General features: G+C 38.2%; 10 protein-coding genes. 1 reads left to right on the top strand and 9 read right to left on the bottom strand.

Going from position 1 to position 18,354, the window contains the following annotated elements; genetic code table 11:
• Nucleotides 1-107: 107 nt before the first annotated feature.
• Both G7B18_RS09590 and G7B18_RS09595 read right to left on the bottom strand, forming a co-directional pair.
• A complete protein-coding gene (locus G7B18_RS09590; protein WP_164122442.1) occupies nucleotides 108-1,787 on the bottom strand; it encodes a RagB/SusD family nutrient uptake outer membrane protein in 1,680 nt (559 codons plus the stop codon).
• A 13-nt stretch (nucleotides 1,788-1,800) separates the two neighbouring features.
• The gene (locus tag G7B18_RS09595) at nucleotides 1,801-4,914 is read right to left on the bottom strand and encodes a SusC/RagA family TonB-linked outer membrane protein (protein ID WP_164122444.1); all 3,114 of its coding nucleotides are present in this window, start codon (nucleotides 4,912-4,914) and stop codon (nucleotides 1,801-1,803) included.
• A 131-nt stretch (nucleotides 4,915-5,045) separates the two neighbouring features.
• On the opposite strand from G7B18_RS09595, the gene G7B18_RS09600 reads away from it, so the two are divergent.
• Complete coding sequence (locus G7B18_RS09600) at nucleotides 5,046-8,912, top strand: hybrid sensor histidine kinase/response regulator transcription factor (RefSeq protein ID WP_164109426.1); 3,867 nt, start codon at nucleotides 5,046-5,048, stop codon at nucleotides 8,910-8,912.
• Between the two features lie 12 nt (nucleotides 8,913-8,924).
• Here the strand turns inward: G7B18_RS09600 and G7B18_RS09605 are convergent, their stop codons facing one another.
• The 7 genes from G7B18_RS09605 to pdhA all read right to left on the bottom strand — a co-directional run bounded on the left by G7B18_RS09605 (nucleotide 8,925) and on the right by pdhA (nucleotide 18,300).
• Nucleotides 8,925-10,196, bottom strand: coding sequence for a DUF2264 domain-containing protein (locus tag G7B18_RS09605; protein ID WP_240452821.1), 1,272 nt, complete (start codon nucleotides 10,194-10,196; stop codon nucleotides 8,925-8,927).
• 67 nt (nucleotides 10,197-10,263) lie between these two features.
• A complete protein-coding gene (locus tag G7B18_RS09610) occupies nucleotides 10,264-12,405 on the bottom strand; it encodes a glycosyl hydrolase family 95 catalytic domain-containing protein (RefSeq protein ID WP_164109427.1) in 2,142 nt (713 codons plus the stop codon).
• Between the two features lie 6 nt (nucleotides 12,406-12,411).
• Nucleotides 12,412-13,650 carry a glycoside hydrolase family 88 protein gene (locus tag G7B18_RS09615; RefSeq protein WP_164109429.1) on the bottom strand — a complete coding sequence of 413 codons (1,239 nt, stop codon included), beginning with the start codon at nucleotides 13,648-13,650 and terminating at the stop codon, nucleotides 12,412-12,414.
• A gap of 137 nt (nucleotides 13,651-13,787) precedes the next feature.
• The gene (locus G7B18_RS09620; protein WP_164109431.1) at nucleotides 13,788-14,147 is read right to left on the bottom strand and encodes a CoA-binding protein; all 360 of its coding nucleotides are present in this window, start codon (nucleotides 14,145-14,147) and stop codon (nucleotides 13,788-13,790) included.
• Between the two features lie 141 nt (nucleotides 14,148-14,288).
• Nucleotides 14,289-15,308 (bottom strand): serine hydrolase domain-containing protein, encoded by a 1,020-nt coding sequence (locus tag G7B18_RS09625; protein WP_317164270.1) that lies wholly within the window; start codon nucleotides 15,306-15,308, stop codon nucleotides 14,289-14,291.
• Between the two features lie 326 nt (nucleotides 15,309-15,634).
• A complete protein-coding gene (locus G7B18_RS09630) occupies nucleotides 15,635-17,254 on the bottom strand; it encodes a pyruvate dehydrogenase complex dihydrolipoamide acetyltransferase (RefSeq protein ID WP_164109435.1) in 1,620 nt (539 codons plus the stop codon).
• 50 nt (nucleotides 17,255-17,304) lie between these two features.
• Nucleotides 17,305-18,300: a pyruvate dehydrogenase (acetyl-transferring) E1 component subunit alpha gene (gene pdhA / locus G7B18_RS09635; protein WP_164109437.1), complete on the bottom strand. Its 996-nt coding sequence runs from the start codon at nucleotides 18,298-18,300 to the stop codon at nucleotides 17,305-17,307.
• Nucleotides 18,301-18,354 lie beyond the last annotated feature (54 nt).

The raw sequence follows: 18,354 nt of genomic DNA on the forward strand, positions 1-18,354 counted from the left end.
GTAAATTATGTATTAACATTACTTTTTCAAAAAATAAAGCCTAAAAATCAATCGCTCTCACAATGGATTGTATGAGCAACTGATTCCTATCATTGTTAATCTTTATTTTACTTCCACTCAGGATTTTGTTCTAGTTTAGGATTTAACCCAAGTTCTACAGTCGGCAAAGGCCAGAGATAGTCTCTCAATGGATCGAATTTACGGGTAGCGGCAGTTTGCGCGACAACGTAACCATCAGCGTCGAGCATTACACTCGGCTTCTGTGCATATTCATTCTCAAAATATTGAATACCCAAAGTTGGTAATGGCAAAACATGCTCAGCAATCTTCCATCTTATGATATCCCAGTACCTGTAACTTCCCTCTAGAGCGAACTCCACTCTTCTTTCTCTTCGGATCTCTTCAAGAACATTCAGATTGTGATTCATAGCAAAAACATTTGTTAATTTAGGCATTCCAGCCCTTGCTCTAATCAAATTAATTGATTTATCTAAATCTGCATCTGTTATACTTCCTTCCAGCTCATAACTAGCCTCGGCATAAGAAAGCAATATCTCGGCATACCGAATTACCTTATGTTCGGTAAAACTTGCTAGATTCGTCCAATCTACATCATTGAAATACTTAAATGTCTTGTAGCCTGTCTGCGTAAATCCAAATGCGGGTTTGTATACTGATCCATTATTATAACTGTCTCCTTTTTTCAAAACGGTCATTGCACTACGAGGGTCTCTATCCTCAAATTCAGTAAGAGTACTCACACTGGGTTTGTAAAGAGGAGACCTATTTGATCCATATCTAGGCAAACCATCTTTATAAAGATAGGCATCTAAAAGATATCGCGTTGGTGTAATTGCACCTTGTTCTAGATTTCTACTATAATTGTGAGTCGATATCTTATCAACCATATCTTTTCCATACAAACGCGGGAGTATATTCTCTTTATTCGAAAAACCATCGCCTTCCTTCTGGAACAAATAGTAGTAACTCTTTTCTGGATTTTCCCTATAGACAAACAGTTTGTAATATCCCAAACTCATAATATCATTTGCCGTATTTTTGGCTATCAACAAATGCTTGTTCGCATCACCGATCTTATGATACTTAGAAAATGTTCCTTCAAATAGTGCAACTCTTACCTTTAAAGCCTGGGCAACACTTTTATTAACACGACCATAGTCAGTCACTTTGGTTGCAGCTGCATCTTGCAAATGCTGTATTGCATAATCTAAATCTTCATAAATTAAATTTATAACCTCCTCTCGTGTTGACCTCGGAGCAGTCAATATCGGATCACCCGGCTCCATAGTCTTAAGCACTAATGGGACCCCACCAAAACGTTTCAAAAGCTCTCCATAAGCATAAGCTCTAAAGAACCTCGCCTCTGCTGTGTATTTGTCTTTCAACGCCTGATCGAGATTCATTTCAGCAGATTTTTCTAAAATGGTGTTCACTGCGCGAATCAGTTTATAGCCATCCGTATAATCATCACTTGTACTAGGGACTAGCCTACTTCCATCACTAATACTGTTACTTCCAGTAGAACGACTATCATCAGACCAGTTTGCGCTGTTGTTTTCTGTGATACCCGGTAAATAGGTATATAGGTACACAACACCCATTTTAAGATGAGCTTCTGTTTTCCAAAAAGAGGCATCGGTCACCTGTGTTTCATCAGATTTATTATCCAGTTCTTTCATACAAGATAGGGACATAGCACTTACGAAAAGCAGTATAGCTCCAGTTCTGATTTTAGTTATCATTGGCTTTATTAATATTGTCTTCATAATCTTCTCGTATTTAAAATATCAAATTAGCTCCAAACGTAAACGACCTAAAGAAAGGATACCCAAAAGCCTGATTATTAGGTGTCTCAGGATCGTAATAAGGATGCCAAGACTTTTTAGTTTCAAACAAGTCTTCTCCAGAGAAAAACACCCGAACTTTCTGCATAGCAGCCTTCTTGGTCATATCAGTAGGAAGTGTATAGCCGATCTGAATGTTTTTAAGTCTAGCGTATGCACCATTTACAATCCATTTATCTGAAACTCGGGTATTTGTTCCTCCACCCATCAACAAACGAGGGAATTTAGCATCAGGATTTTCCGGTGTCCAGTAATCTCTATGTATAGCCCAGGCTTGTCGCCAACTTTCCGTATAAGGTAGTGTCAAAATTGAAGGCAACAAATACTGCCTTTTACCTACACCTTGAATAAATGCACTAAAATCAATTCCTTTGAAATTAAAACCAAGGTTAAAACCATAAGAATATCTTGGATTTTGTGTCCCCATAAATACGAGGTCACCCATATCTTCTAGCGTACCCCTTCCAGCAGAGATCACCTTATCACCATTTACATCAACATATCGTATATCACCAGGCCCGAGATTTGAGTTACCATGGTTTACTGTATTGTTTTTGATCTCATCTGCGCTTTGGAAATATCCATCCGTCTGGTAACCAAAAATAGAATTCTTTGCGTATCCTTCAATAAGTGGATTAAGTCCCGCACCTACTGTATTCCTATTTAGATATTTAATAATTTTGTTATTATTATCTGCAATATTTGCCGAGACAAAATACTCAAATCCTTCACCTATCTTATCCTTCCAATTAACACTCAATTCCCATCCCCAAGATTTAAAATCTCCGACATTAGCACTTGGACTACCGATACCAAATACACCTGGTTGAGGCATCACACCGTAAGTTCCATTAGTTTCTCTCCAGAAATAAGAGAATGAACCTTCTAGCCTACGTCCCAATGTTGCAAAATCCAGCCCCACATCGGTATTTGTTACTTCCTCCCATTTACGCAATGGAGAAGCCGCTGTTCCTATCCAGTAATAAGTATTCCGAACATCATTAAATGGATACGCATCTCCTTTAGACAACCTGCTTACATAGTCGTAATTTGAGGCTCTAGGATCACCGCTATTGGGATCATTCGCTTGTTTACCCCAAGAAGCCCTTAGCTTCAAATCGCTAAAAATAGTAGAGGTCTCGCCAAACCAAGACTCATTGTTGATCCTCCATCCTGCTGAGACACCAGGTAGCGTAATCCATCTATTTTTTGGAGACAACCTAGAGCTTCCCTCCCTATTTAACGTCGCTTGTATGATGTATCTGCTATCGTAGACATACTGAGCAGTACCGAAAAAAGAAATCAAGGCATTGGTCTGAATATTATCCGAAACACTGGTATTATTTTTTTCACTAAATTGACGCAAAGCCAAAATATCATCGGTAGGTAAATTTTGGGCTGATGCTACTATATAGTCATAACGATAATCATCATAACGATACCCCGCTCTTGCTAAGACCTCGTGCTTTTGAGAAAAAGTTCGATTGTACTCACTTACAAACTGCCAGTTATTACTAATCGTAAGGCCTCTTTCTTTCGAAATTGAATTTAAGTTTATCCCGCCAGCCCAACCAGTACGACCGGAAATATCATACATTGGAACAGGCACTCTGGTATTATTGTCGCTATCGATCAAAAATCTAGGACTATACAACAATCTAAAGTTTAAACCCTCTGTTAACAGATCATTTGTACTAATTTGAAAAGTAGATCCTATCTCCTGTATTACGTTATTGTTTCTTCCGCCATCCTTCAATAGGCCAACGGTCTCCCCAGCAGCACTTCCAGCAGCATATAACTTATCGTTACTCTCTGGCAAATAAATTGGATAGGTACTTCGAGACGATACAATCCTGTATATCAGACCATAGTCGTTGCTCGCTCCAAGCACACTTGAATTTCTCTCCGAACGACTATACAGCACCTTGGATTCCAAACTGATTTTATTGAACAATTGCCTACTGTAATTAAATCGAGCATTCAATCTGTTATAATCATCTGGACCAAACTTAAAAACACCTTTATCCTTAACATACCCTAAGGAAAACAAATAATTATCTTTATCTGTACTACCTGATATAGAAATATTTTGGTTTAATCGAGTAGAACGGTCTCTTAATAAAAGATCTGGATAGTTAAAGTTTCCAAAATATTGGTATTGATTAGCATTACTAGGGTTAATGCGGTAGTAGCTCGTCGGATCTTTCATTAGCGCTATAAGCTCTGGTGACCAATCCGGTGATTGCCCAGCATTAATTCGAGCCATATTTTGCATTTCAGCCTCTTCCCAACTGCTTATCCTCTCCGGAAACAGTCCTAGCTTCTTTGAAGTCCACATTCCTTGATAATTCACTTTAGCTTTTCCGTTTCCTGTTTTTGTGGTTACTAAAATCACACCCGACGCTCCCCTAGAACCATAAATCGCAGTTGCCGAAGCATCCTTAAGAATAGATATACTTGCGATATCATCAGGATTAGTGTAAGTCAGAGAACCCGGTACTCCATCAATCAGAACCAAGGGACTACTTCCTCCAGTAGATAACTCTCCACGGATATTTGCTAAAAACCCCTCTGCTCCAGGCTGTCCACCAGATCTTGTAATTACTAATCCAGGCGCAGCTCCCTGCATAGCAGACATTACATTTGAAACAGGTCGAGATTCAAAGGCTTTTTGATCAATCGTAGATACCGAACTTGTTAGGTTCGATTTCTTTTGTGTACCGTAGCCCACGACCACAACTTCCTCAATATCCGCATCATCAGATTCCAAGGAAACACGAACTTGCGATTTCGCTACCACCTCATTTGCAGTGTAACCTACGCTACTGACAACAAGTATTGCGCCTTCAGATACTTCAATACTGAAATTTCCCTTATTATTTGTTGAGGTGGAGGCTTTCCCCCCTTTTTCACGCACAGAGGCACCGAGAATAGGTTCTCCGCCACTATTTGTTACAATCCCCCTCACAGAGATTCGTTGCTGGGCCATGGTGACATCCACCATAAGTAGTAAGAGTACATACAACCCTGCTTTGTAGAGCTTCATCATATATTTTTGGTTTTTACAATGGTTATTTAACTAATCAAAATTGAACAAAGCCATAAATAAAAAAGGGGCAATATTTTAAATATTTAGGGGTAAAATCATAAATTTGAACCGCTAGACAACCAAAAACCGACATGAGCAGCCCCAAATTTCAAATACTCCTTTTTATATTTAGCTTCTTTGCATATCTAGAATGCAATTGTCAGGAAATAAATTTTGAATCTCTTACGGAAGAAAATGTGTTTGACAAGCAACCCGTATTGTCTATAAGCCAAGATTCAGAAGGCAGACTTTGGTTTGCCGGCCAAAACAATATTTTCAACTACAATTCCAGACAAATTCAAAACCTCGTGGATAGCGATTCAACTTTCGGTGGTTTAGGCTATATCACCAAAATAGCTATTAATGATAATGATAATCTATTTATAGCCTCATCTACTCATTTATTCATCTTCGATATACACAATAGAAAGTGGGTTCTTGATAAAGATCGTCCTTTCAAAAAAGGTCTCGTTGTTTATAATTTTCTAAAGGCAGATAGTAGGTTTTTCATATGCGCCGAAGACGGACTCTACGAAGCGAACCCTAACAGTGGGTCCTTTACGTTAGACAAAATCCTTTCCAGAAACAAAGTACAAGCCATAGTAAAAATAAACAATGAGCAATATGTTATTTCCAGTGACTACGGGGTTGAATTAGTGGCATTAAAAGGAAAAACTGTAGTATTTACCAAAAATCTAGAAATTCCGATTAAATCAAGCTTGGACAACGTTATTCCTTCACTTTTCTTCGAACACTCCTCTTTATGGGTGGCAACCAAGTTCAATGGACTATTCCACTACAATTTCGCTAATAATGAATGGAAAGATTATAATGATAAAAACAGTAATATTCTAAGTAACAATGTTCGAGTTATTACCCGGGACCCAACGGGTAGATTACTCGTGGGCACGCTAAAAGGATTATCCATTTTATCTGACAATCAACGGCTCTTTTATAATTATAAACACAATGCCCTGACCAAACAATCATTAAGTCAAAATTCTATTTATGATATCTTTGTAGATAATCAGCAAATTGTATGGTTAGGCACCTATTTTGGTGGGCTTAATGCCATCTACCCCAACTTTATTAATTTTCGTACCACCTCCACGAAATCACCTGCACCTTTCCGACTGAACAGTGATATTATCAGTGACATGGTCGAAACACACGAAAACTATTGGATAGCGTCAGAGGAAGAAGGTATTAATTTAGTAGATAAAACCACAGGTGAAGCTGCTTCGCTGCCAAAACTCACCCAATCAAACTTAGTTAAGGATCTCTACATCAGAAATAACAAAGTATACATAGCCCAATATGCCGGCGGGTATTCTATTTTCGATCTCACCCATAAAAAAAGTACTCATTTTAACCTTGGAGGAAATGAAAAACAGCTAAAGAATAATGTATTTAGCATCTACGTCGACAGTGCGGAAAACATTTTCTTAGGAACTAATGCGGGCCTTTATTATAAAGGTAGGAAAAACGAATTAGTTCTTATCAAAGGATTACCTCAGGTCGTAATTCATAGTCTTAAAGAAGACAGAAAGCATAATCTGTATGCATTATCCGAGGAAAAATTGTTCAAAAAATCTGTAGGCACCATGTTATTTAAAGAAGTAGCCATACCTGCCGATTTACCCGTAAACGGATTCTTTATAGATAATAATAATGAGCTATGGTTTACCTCTCGTCAAACCATTTACAAAATAAACGATCGGGGTCAGCTGATGCTTATAGCAGAGTTCAAAAACAATACGTTAGGATGGCCTATAATAGTGGATAATATCCTGTGGGTGACCAGTAAAAGCGGATTGATTTACTACGATCTAAACACGAAATACAGTAACTTATATAATCAATACGATGGCCTGCCTGGTAAAAACCTACAAAATGCCAAACTTTTCCTAAGCGAAAGCGGTTCTATATTTCTAATCACCTTAAACGGTCTAACCTCTTTTAATCCCAGAAAAATATCTTTAAATAAACAGATACCCTCTATTATTCTTGGAAATATAAAAATCAACGATAAACTTTTATCCTTTGACCGTCTAGTCAGCCAACAAAACGAAAACTCTTATACCTTATCCCTAAACCACGATGAAAACTTCTTAGCAGTAGATTTTGCCAGTTCTAATTTTATTAAGTCGAAAAAAAACAGGTACAGATATAAACTGGAGGGATTTGATAAGGAATGGATAGAAGTTGAACAACCATCAATCCGATACACCAATATACCGGAAGGCGAGTATAAATTATTATTACAGGTTAGCAATAACGATCTCGTATGGAGTACAACTCCCCTACAGATTAAGCTCGTCGTATTACCACCTATTTGGAAGACTTGGTGGGCGTATTTGTTATACGCTATTATAATAGCCGGTATCTTACATTTCAGCATCACTATAATAGTTGAAAGACAGTTATTATTAAGTGCAGAAAAAGAGCAGAGTAAAAAAATTAAATTCTTTACACAAATCTCCCATGAGATCAGAACACCATTAACTTTAATTACCATTCCTATTGAAGAAATCATAAAATCAACAGAAGAAATCCCTACTGTCCAATTCAAAGCAATAAGACTCAAGAAAAATGCGGATAAGCTTTTACACATCGTCAATGAGCTTTTAGACTTTAAAAAATTTGACGATGGAAAGGAAACTATCCACTTAAAGTCAGTTTCGCTTAAACCTTATCTAGAAGACGTTTTTTATTTATTTTCGGACTTGGCTCTATCCAAAAAGCTTAACTATTATATCAAATCCATTGAGGGAGATCATTTAATATTTGTTGATACCAGTCAATTTGATAAAGCTATATTTAATCTTCTATCCAATGCGATTAAATACTGTAATGTCGGAGGCTCCGTTTTCATGGAAATACATTCGTCTTTTTCCGAAACCACCATACGTATCGCAGACAATGGGATAGGAGTTTCTGAAAACAATCAGTTTCAGATTTTTGAAGAATACTACCGTGCACCCAATGCCAATGATAATATAGGTACTGGTATTGGCCTCGCATTAACAAAAAAAATCGTTGAAGAGCATAAGGGAACAATAAAATGTAAAACCGAAACAATCGATAATCAACAGTTTACTGTTTTCACGTTAACTCTCCCAAGTATACCGAACGTGGAAAGTGAAAACATCCTAAACCAAGAGGCTAAAGACACCGTACAGATCTCAACAGCTTTTACAAAACATACAAAAAATGAGACTCTTCTTCTTATTGAAGACAATGTAGAGTTGGCAGATACGATACAAAAAATATTCATTGAGCACTATAAGGTCTTCGTTGCCTATAACGGAGAGGAAGGTTTGGAACAAGCTCTTCAAATTATTCCCGACATTATCATATCCGATGTAATGATGCCTCGTATGAATGGATTAGAAATGTGTAAAAAAATCAAATCCAATATACTGACATCTCATATCCCTTTAATACTACTTACTGCAGATACAAGTGAGTTGTCTCAAGTCAGCGGGTTACAGTACGGAGCAAATGTCTATCTATCCAAACCATTCAATCCCCAGCTACTACTATTAACCGTAAGAAATTTATTAGAAATAGCCTCGAAAAAGCGGGAGGAGTTTAAAATAGAAAACCCACATGAGCTATCAGCATTAGATCATGATTTTATCTCAACACTTGAAAGTATTATAAATACGAATTTAATAAATGGAAATTTTGGTGTGGATTTGCTTGCTAGGGAGTTAGGTATGAGTCAACCTGTATTGTACAAAAAACTGAAATCCATCACTAACCTTTCTGTAAACAATTTCATAAAACAATATCGCTTTATGAAAGCTATTGAACTACTCCGGTTTGAAAAAAACATTAGTCAGGTAGCTTATGCTGTAGGCTTTTCGGACAGAAAATATTTTAGTAAAGAATTTAAAAAGCACTTTGGTAAAAACCCTTCCGAATTTCTGAAAGATGAAAATCTGGAAGGGTAAAGTCATACTATATTAATAATTCACATAGTGATCCTTAGGAAAAGGATCTCCGTTCCAAATTTTTTGTGTCGTCCACCTTTCGGGATTAGTCGTCCAGAATTCATCATCGGAAGAAAGTCCCAATGGCATAAAAGCCAAAGAAGCAATATACAAAGATCCCGAGTTATTATAATAGTCCGCCATACTTGTTTGCTTATCCCCCACGACCCCCATCGTCATCCAACCAGACTCACTAATGGTATTATCTACAAAAGTATTTCTAAATACTGCAGTGAGCGCTGCCCTAGCCTGACCTTTAGTAATACCCTGCGGTAACTTATTATCTAATATCGTTGCAGCTAATGGCTGAAATACCGCAGTTCTGTAGGTTGATGAACGGCCGACAACCAAGGGGTAACCTTCCGGAGAAATCATACGTTCTAAATGTTGAACATAACGCTGCATGCGCTTATAGGCACGATTATACATTTCTATATATTTCGTATTGCCCTTCATCCCGTGAAACAATGATTCCACCTGCATATTATGAATGACATAGCCATTATAATGGTCAAAATGAAATTTTGGTCCATCACTATACCAACCATCGCCAACGTACCATTCTTTATCAAATTTTTCCACCGCATAGTCGATTCGCTCGCGGAGACATTCCTCACCGATACTGTGTAGAAAAGTCTCCGTTACCGCCGAAAATAACAACCAGTTATTTTCATTTGGCTTAAATCTTCGCTGCAGTTTAAACTCTTCCACAACTTGCTTTTTTGTCAATTCGGGTAATGGTTCCCATAAAGCAGCAGGAGCACGCAAAAACGCCATTGCCAAAAATGCGGTATCTACTACCGTCTGATTGGCAGCCCCTCGCCAAACAAAATAATCAGGAGATTCGGGATCTACACCATGTTGCACCCCCAACAAAGCTTGTTCCCTAAATTTTTTACGTAATTTACCTTCTTCTGTATGATCATCGGGCAATGCTAACCAGGGAGCCATCCCAGACAACAACCTTGCAAAAGCCTCCAGATAGCCTAAATTTGGATCCCGATTACCATAAGAAGGGCTCACTTGCATAGGCATATTCTTACAAAACTCTTGCTTACTTATATTCTCCAATATTGGAGTTGCTATTTTTGTTAGTACAGACACCCAGTACGCTCTATCATCCACCTTAGATTTAACTAAGACGTTCTCTTCTTCTAAATCCTTATTATCCTTTGCAAAAACACCTCCTATCATTCCAAAAAAGGATCCTAAAGCCACCCCTTTTAATAAAGATCTTCTTTTCATATTTCTAATTATTTTTTATAATCGATATTGATGTAATCTCAGAGTCCATCGATTTAGTATACAATATTTAATTTGAGATGTGAACGATAGCTCCTTGAGATAGCCATAAATTAATATGACCGCTGCTCTTACTAACGATTCTCCCCTCACCCTGAATCTTTATTTTCACATCTTTTATATCATGCTTCAAACTAATACTTCCGGAATGTTGGCTTTTCACCCTGATACCAACAGTCTCACTATCTTTCCGTTGTGCAGAAATAAGGAAAGCACCGTCTGTGAGAAAATTCGTAAATGACACATTCTTCCACGAATCCGGTACAGCAGGAAAAACACGAACAGAACCATTCCAATACTGAAGCACCATTTCATTAATACTAGCCATTGCTGCCAAGGGGGTCTCTATTACCGGACCTGTTTCTGCATACAAAGTATTAGGCTTAATATATTTTCCGAGTAGTACTTGCAATGCTTCAAGAGAACGATTTCCTTTTCCCATCATAGCATACATTGATGCTACACCAGAAAAAGAATACCCTTGTAAGAAATCCTTTTTACTTTGCCAATGCGCAATGGATTTCAAGATAATATCTCGATTTTCAATCTGATCCCAATTAACATCGTAAAACGGATAAATCATCATCAAATGTGAATAATGTCGATGTGATTCCGCATAAGGCAAATCTTTTGCAATCATAAAGCCATTTGAATCTTTCGGATAATCCCGTAAATTATTCAAAATATCTACCCATTCCAAATACTGGCTATCCTCACCAACTTGCTCATTATCCAGAGCAATTAGTGTTTTTAGTCCCCATCTTAAAATAGACAAATCATAATTCGTGTCGTAAGCATAACCTTTAGAATATTCCGGAGAATACGTACGTACTGCTATATGATACTTACCTCTTTCATCCTTATCTAAAAGATGAATATAATAATTGACCGCACGCTTTAACAGGGAAAACAATCGGTCATAAGCTGTCGTGTCCATAGAATATCTGTAATATTGATAATAACTATGTAGCATCCATGTCAGATTTCCTAATTCCTTCTCACCATCACTCCAATTTTTTCCGTTAGCACCCTTTTGCAAATAAATTGGACTAATCATATCAGGCGCTGAAGTCCTTCCAATACCTGCACTATTGTACCTATACTGTTCGGGGACATTATTAATCAAATTATCGACGTTCTGATCGATCATATTTATTAATGATGATGTGATCTCTAGGTGATTGGCCGTAAAAGTTGGTGAGTAAGTAAGCTGTATGTTCAAGTTATGCCAATAAGCGGGCCAAGGTGTATTAGCAGGCCAAGGCCCTTGGAGATCGATAGCCGGCTTATCCGAACGAGTAGCGCAGCCTAGTTTGTACAGCTGCATATTATAAAACTGTTGCAACTGTTCGTCCGGTAGTATTAGATTCGACCGCTCATAATATTTTTCCCACCATTTTCTATGTGAATCGATACTCTTTTCTAACGAACTCCTATCGAACAGACTCACTTTCTGGATAGCTTCCTTGATATAGCTATCCGAAGATTGCGAATATGATACTGTCACTAGATACACATCCTTATCTGTTAATTCGATCTTTTTATAAGCTGTAGCATATCCACCTCCTGCTAGCAGAGGCTGTACTGATACCTTGATCACACCATCTTCAACGGTATAAGGTAGAGGATTTTCGGGATAATAATCCGGCTTTTGCGCATGTCCAAAATTCATACGTGTACTTCGCGCCTTCTCGGATATCCACTTCATTTGAGGCGAATCGTCTTTCCCCTTAGAAATCTCAATATAGATAATATTTTGCTCGGCAAAGCTAATCGTACGAATTCGTGCCACTCCTTTATTGGTGGAATAATAGCCATAGGACTCACCACGATGATAATCCATCTCTCCCCACGACTTCTGTATTCCATCGGGAAAGATCAACTCAAAATGCCCTATTAATAACCGTGCCTTATCAAATAAAGCAGATGCCGAATTGGCCCTATGATCATACACATCAGTACGTCCGATATCGATTCTGGCCGAACTATCTCCTTTCATGTAAGTCATTGTCCCTAACAAACCGTTGCCCGTAAACGTCCCTTGGTACACACTACGACCCAACGCCTCTAGCTTGAATACAGGGTATTTATCGGCCTTAGATTCAACAGAGAAGAATAGAAACCAAATAGAAATTAAAATGTAGAACCTCATTCCCCCCTACAATTCTTTAATCATAGGTTGTCCTTCCAACAATCTCTTGTAGCGTATCAATGCCTCAACATAATAGTAATCGGCGTAAGTCAACGGAACATCTACTTCCGAGTTAAACAACAATGCGCCGACACTATGTTTAAGTATATACCCTCCATTTTCTCCGTAACTTGCCTTATAAGGATTCTGAGACAGATTTTGAAGAATCTTTTCAGCTTTTGAAAAATAAAAGGTCTTTCTTTTACCCGAAACATATTGAGATAGCTCCAACAATGCGGAAGCGTACAATGCTGCTGCCGAAACATCCTTCAAATTTCGCTGTGTGTACATTTTACTATTTGTAGGTACTTGATCTTTATCAAAATCCCAATAAGGGATCAAATCATCGGGTAGGTTAGGGTGCTTTAAAATATAGTCCGCGATATTTTCAGCCTGCTTCAGGTAAGCTTTTTTCTTAGTCTCTCTATACATCATGGTATAACCATACAATCCCCAAGCTTGACCTCTTGCCCATGAAGAGGCGTCATTGGCGCCTTGGTGTGTCTTCTTTGCGACTACTTTGCCTGTATTTTTGTCATAATCCACTACGTGGTAAGAGCTGTAGTCCTTTCGAAAATGATTTTTGAGGGTCGTATTAGCATGTTGTATAGCGATATCTTTATACTTCGTATCACCGGTAATTTTTGAAAGTTGCGTTAAAAACTCCAAATTCATCATATTATCAATGATAACGGCATAGTTCCAGTCTCCCCAACTCCAAGATTTGATTGCCTTCGTCGTATCGCTATAACGAGAAGCTAAAGACTCGACTCCAGTCACTAATACCTCTTTATACGCCGAGTCACCAGTTAGGCGAAGCGCGTTCCCAAAGCTACAGAAAAGCATAAATCCAAGATCATGCGTACTCCTATTGTATTTTTCTTTCTCTAAATAGATTAATTTGTCTTTCGCTTCTCCCAATAGCTCAGTATCTCCTGTTCCTTCATATAGATACAATAGCGTACCAGGATAAAAGCCAGAACACCACCACCCCGAGTTTGAAAATTTCTGCGCCCCCTTCTCAAAAGTCTGCGGGAACTTTTCTTTGGGCGTTTCCTCAGCTAGAAGTTTGATTTGTTTAGTTGCGTCAAAAAGCTCTTTATTTATATATTTTAAATCCAAGGAAGTTTTTTGAGCAAAAACTCCTCCAACTGAAAGCACACCTTGTAAAAGCAAAAGAGAGCCTAAACGTTTAAAAATTTTCATATAATAACTAAAAGGTTTATATACAAGAATACCACTTATAAACTGACAAATGGACAATTAACTACGCTAACGTTTGCGCTAAACACAAAAAAGCACGTTATCAAAAGAAAACATGCTTTTTCACTAGATCAAGGGTATTAATATTGCCCCGTATTCAACATAACTAAAGTACAAGCCTCGACCACTTCTATTCCACGTTCTTTTAGCTTTTCAGCCAATTCTGAATTTTCAGCACCTGGATTAAAAATCACCCGATGTGGATTTGTGTTTAATATATAGTCATAATAAGGCTCCTGATTCTTAGGGCCAACATACATTGTTATAGTATCAATATCGGTATGTACTATCTCCGCAGGTTCGATTGCTACTCCTGCCACGTTTCCATTTTTTCGGCCAACATTCACAATTGGATATCCCTTTCTGACTAACTTATTTGCAACCAGATAAGAATAACGAGCAGAGTTGGTACTAGCACCTAAAATCAGGGTCTTTTTCATATGTCTATAATTTACTTAGTGATTCGCCAGTTGACGGATCGATTTATCTTTTACGGATAATTAAATTGTCCTCACTCTTCGGGATGGAACACTCATGCTTCTTTCTGTATAACTAAACATGATTATTTCATGTAGGTGTTTTTAATGTTCTACGAAACCTCCGTTTGCATCATAAGCATTTTGTCTCAAAATAGGCATTTCCAAGATTTTATACAACCCATCCAAATTATTTAAACTCCCATTAACCAAATTTGACAATAATACGATAGTTATATCATTGGTAAGATCACGGACATAGAGGTTTTTAAATCCATGCCACCAACCCGTATGATACGCTATTTTAGCACCATTCGACGAAAAGGTTCGCCAACCATACCCATAACTGAACACCCCTCTTTTGGCATCTGAGCGGGATACATAAGCCGAATCTAGCAATGCCTTACCCAACAAGCGTCCTTCCTTAAGCGCAAGGTCTAACAAATACATATCCTGTACTGTGCTGTAAATACCCTTGTCGCCTAAAGGTCCATCAAGATAGTCCTGCACAACAGATCTCCTCCATACTCTATCATGTCCTATCACATCTGTTGGAATTTTGTCATACTTAACGCGTGATAAAGCCGCTGTATTCTTCATTCCCGCAGGCTTAAACACATGTTCATCCATATAAATCGCAAAATCCTGTCCAGACACCTTTTCAACGATAGCCCCCAAAACCATATAATTAGAATTATTATAATGAAAGCGACCATCAGGCATTCCGTAACGTGTTGGCTTATGTTCTATCATAAGGTTTATCGCGTCCATATTTGACATTCCTTTTTTTCGATCAGGCCAAATCTTATCTACAAAGTATACATAATTAGGCAGTCCCGAACGATGGGTCAACAATTGTCTCACAGTAACTCCCTCATAAGGGAATCCTGGGAAAAAGTCACCAACTAGTTGATCCAGTTTCAATTTACCAGCTTCAACCAATTGCAATATTGCTAACCCTGTCATTGGTTTTGAGACAGAGGCCAATTCAAATTTTGAGGTAATTTTTAAACTATCTTTATGTAAATAATCAGCCCAACCAAATGAATTTTGATATAAAATCTTACCTTTCTTCGCAACAAGCACATTACCATTGAAACCTGAATTACGATGAAGTTTCTTCATAAAAGCATCGATATTTAAATCAGCTTTACTAGGATCATATAAAAGAGCTATGCTATCAAGCTCATATTGTTTTCGTTGGACTTCTTGCTGCTTTTGCTCTGCACTGGAACAAGAAAAAAGGGTAATTAAGAATACGATATTTAGTAACTGGAACAAGACAAATCTCACGGGTAATTCATTTATTAACACGAAAATAAATATAGGTAAATAAGCAGTAAAAGCCAATATACTAGCAAAAAAAAGGCGTAAAAACGGGATAAAAAAAAGAAGGTATCTAAAAAGATACCTTCTTCATATAAACCGAATAGTTTATTAATGTATTTTAATTATGCCAATAAACGAATTGGAGCTTCTAGCAAACCTTTTAAAGTTTGTAAAAACTGAGCACCAGTTGCTCCATCAACAACGCGGTGATCGCAACCTAACGTTAATTTCATGATATTACCTGGCACGACAGCTCCATTTTTGACTACAGGAACCTGTTGGATAGCTCCTACAGACAAAATTGCTCCATCAGGGGAGTTGATGATAGATGTAAACTCATCTATGCCAAACATACCTAAATTAGATACCGTGAATGTTGATCCCTCCCAATCTGCAGGTTGAAGTTTTTTTGATTTTGCTTTTCCTGCAAAATCTTTAACCTCAGCAGATATATGCGATAGTGTCTTTCCATCGGCAAAGCGAACAACCGGCACCAATAAACCATCTTCGACAGCCATTGCAACACCTATATTCGTATGCTCGTTAAATCTGATTTTATCACCTTGCCATGATGAATTCACAGCGGGATGTTGCTTTAAGGCAGCCGCCACAGCTTTGATAACCATATCATTAAAAGAAACCTTCACAGGAGCCACTTCATTTATCTGTGCACGTGCAGTCATAGCATTATCCATATCTATACTTACAGTCAAATAAAAATGAGGGGCGGTAAACAATGATTCTCCTAAACGACGAGCAATCGTCTTACGCATTTGGGATACATTCACCTCTGTATACCTTTCTTCGCCAATAAATTGAGGCAATGAAACGTTTTTAGTCTCTGTTGCAGGTATAGCAGTTGTAGATCTAGCAGCTGGAACAAAGCTCTCAACGTCTTTCTTTACAATACGACCACCGTCAGCAGAACCTTTAATATCATTCAAGTTAATTCCTTTTTCTTTAGCAATCTTACGGGCCAAAGGAGAAGCTTTCACTCTAGAGTCATCGTTGGCTGAAGTTGCAGCACGCGTTGAAGCTGGAGTTACGGCCTCTACTGTTGTAGAAGCTGTCTCTGCTTTGGTTTCAGATTTTGATACCGTTGGTTTTTGATTCAGAAGAGGAGTCACATCCGTACCAGCAGGACCAACAATAGCAATAATATCATTTACTTTAGCCGCTTGGCCTGCCTCCAATCCTACATACAATAATGTACCTTCAGCATAAGCGGTAACTTCCATTGTCGCTTTATCTGTCTCTACATCGGCTATAGCATCATCCGATTTGATCGTATCTCCAACTTTAAAGTTCCATTGAGCGATTACACCTTCAGTCATTGTATCACTCAAAAGAGGCATTGTTATTACAGTACAACCTAAATCTTCAGCAGTAACTGTCTCTTCAGGAGACACTTGATTAGAAGTCGCTTCAACTTTCACCTCTGTTTCTTCTTTTTTCGTTTCAGGAGCCGAAGCAGCACCGTCTAATAGTGCTTTATAGTCCTCACCTTCTTCGCCCAAGATTGCAATCACAGCATCGATAGCTACAGCATCACCTTCTTTAGGACCTATGTATAGTAAAGTTCCTTCTTGATAGGACTCAAAGTCCATTGTCGCTTTATCTGTCTCAATCTCTGCAACAAGATCTCCAGCATTTACTTTGTCACCAACTTTTTTGTGCCATTTGGCGATCACCCCTTCTGTCATGGTGTCACTCATTTTCGGCATTTTTACTACTTCAGCCATGTATTATAGTAAATTATATCTTATAACAATTCAAACAAAACTGTGATTTATTAATCCATCACAAATGGATAGTCCTCTTGCACATAAACATCCTTGTACAACTCATCTACAGTAGGGTACGGAGATTCTTCTGCAAACTTAACAGAATCTTCTACAATTTTTTTGATTTCCGCATCTACTGTCGCAAACCAAGCTTCGTCCGCGTAACCATTCTCTAGGATAGCATGTTTGGTACTAAATAGGGGATCCTTTCCTTTATATTCTTCTAATTCCTCTTTGGTACGGTACTTAGCAGGATCTGACATAGAATGCCCCTTATAACGATAAGTACGAATCTCTAAAAACGTTGGTCCTTCACCAGCACGCGCACGTTGTACAGCCTCGTCCATAGCATTATGAACAGCTACAGGATCCATACCATCTACAGGCATACTAGGCATATCAAAACCTAAACCAATCTTATATATATCTTCCATGTTAGTCGTGCGCTTTACCGAAGTACCCATCGCGTAACCGTTATTTTCACACACAAAGATCACAGGTAATTGCCATAACATAGCCATGTTGAAAGTTTCATTTAAGGCTCCTTGGCGAACTGCCCCATCCCCCATAAAACAAACATTTACGTTATCCGTACCTAAGTATTTTTCAGCGAAAGCTATTCCAGCACCTAGTGGTATTTGTCCACCGACGATACCATGTCCTCCCAACATACCATGTTCTTTCGAGAAAAAGTGCATAGAGCCCCCCTTCCCTTTCGAGCAACCTGTACTCTTTCCGTACATTTCAGCCATACAAGCGTCTGCAGAAACTCCCTTTGCCAAAGCATGAGCATGATCACGATAAGACGTGATCACAGTATCCTCTTGTCTAGTTGCTGATATCGTACCCGCTACCACTGCCTCTTGACCAATGTACAAATGACAAAAACCACGGATTTTTTGCTGCCCGTACAATTGTCCTGCTTTCTCTTCAAATTTACGCATGAGTAGCATAGATCTGTACCACTCGAGATATGTTTCTTTTGTTATAGGTGTTGAACTCATTTTATAAAGTCTTTTTCTTACTTAACCGATTACAAATCTAATAATTTATATCGA

It is taken from the genome of Sphingobacterium sp. xlx-130 (genome assembly GCF_011007405.1).
GTDB classification, from domain to species: domain Bacteria; phylum Bacteroidota; class Bacteroidia; order Sphingobacteriales; family Sphingobacteriaceae; genus Sphingobacterium; species Sphingobacterium luzhongxinii.

Bases quoted from the DNA above. Each gene is read 5' to 3' on its own strand.
- G7B18_RS09590 (WP_164122442.1), bottom strand. From the start codon at position 1,787: ATGAAGACAATATTAATAAAGCCAATGATAACTAAAATCAGAACTGGA.
- G7B18_RS09595 (WP_164122444.1), bottom strand. From the start codon at position 4,914: ATGATGAAGCTCTACAAAGCAGGGTTGTATGTACTCTTACTACTTATG.
- G7B18_RS09600 (WP_164109426.1), top strand. From the start codon at position 5,046: ATGAGCAGCCCCAAATTTCAAATACTCCTTTTTATATTTAGCTTCTTT.
- G7B18_RS09605 (WP_240452821.1), bottom strand. From the start codon at position 10,196: ATGAAAAGAAGATCTTTATTAAAAGGGGTGGCTTTAGGATCCTTTTTT.
- G7B18_RS09610 (WP_164109427.1), bottom strand. From the start codon at position 12,405: ATGAGGTTCTACATTTTAATTTCTATTTGGTTTCTATTCTTCTCTGTT.
- G7B18_RS09615 (WP_164109429.1), bottom strand. From the start codon at position 13,650: ATGAAAATTTTTAAACGTTTAGGCTCTCTTTTGCTTTTACAAGGTGTG.
- G7B18_RS09620 (WP_164109431.1), bottom strand. From the start codon at position 14,147: ATGAAAAAGACCCTGATTTTAGGTGCTAGTACCAACTCTGCTCGTTAT.
- G7B18_RS09625 (WP_317164270.1), bottom strand. From the start codon at position 15,308: ATGAAGAAACTTCATCGTAATTCAGGTTTCAATGGTAATGTGCTTGTT.
- G7B18_RS09630 (WP_164109435.1), bottom strand. From the start codon at position 17,254: ATGGCTGAAGTAGTAAAAATGCCGAAAATGAGTGACACCATGACAGAA.
- pdhA (WP_164109437.1), bottom strand. From the start codon at position 18,300: ATGAGTTCAACACCTATAACAAAAGAAACATATCTCGAGTGGTACAGA.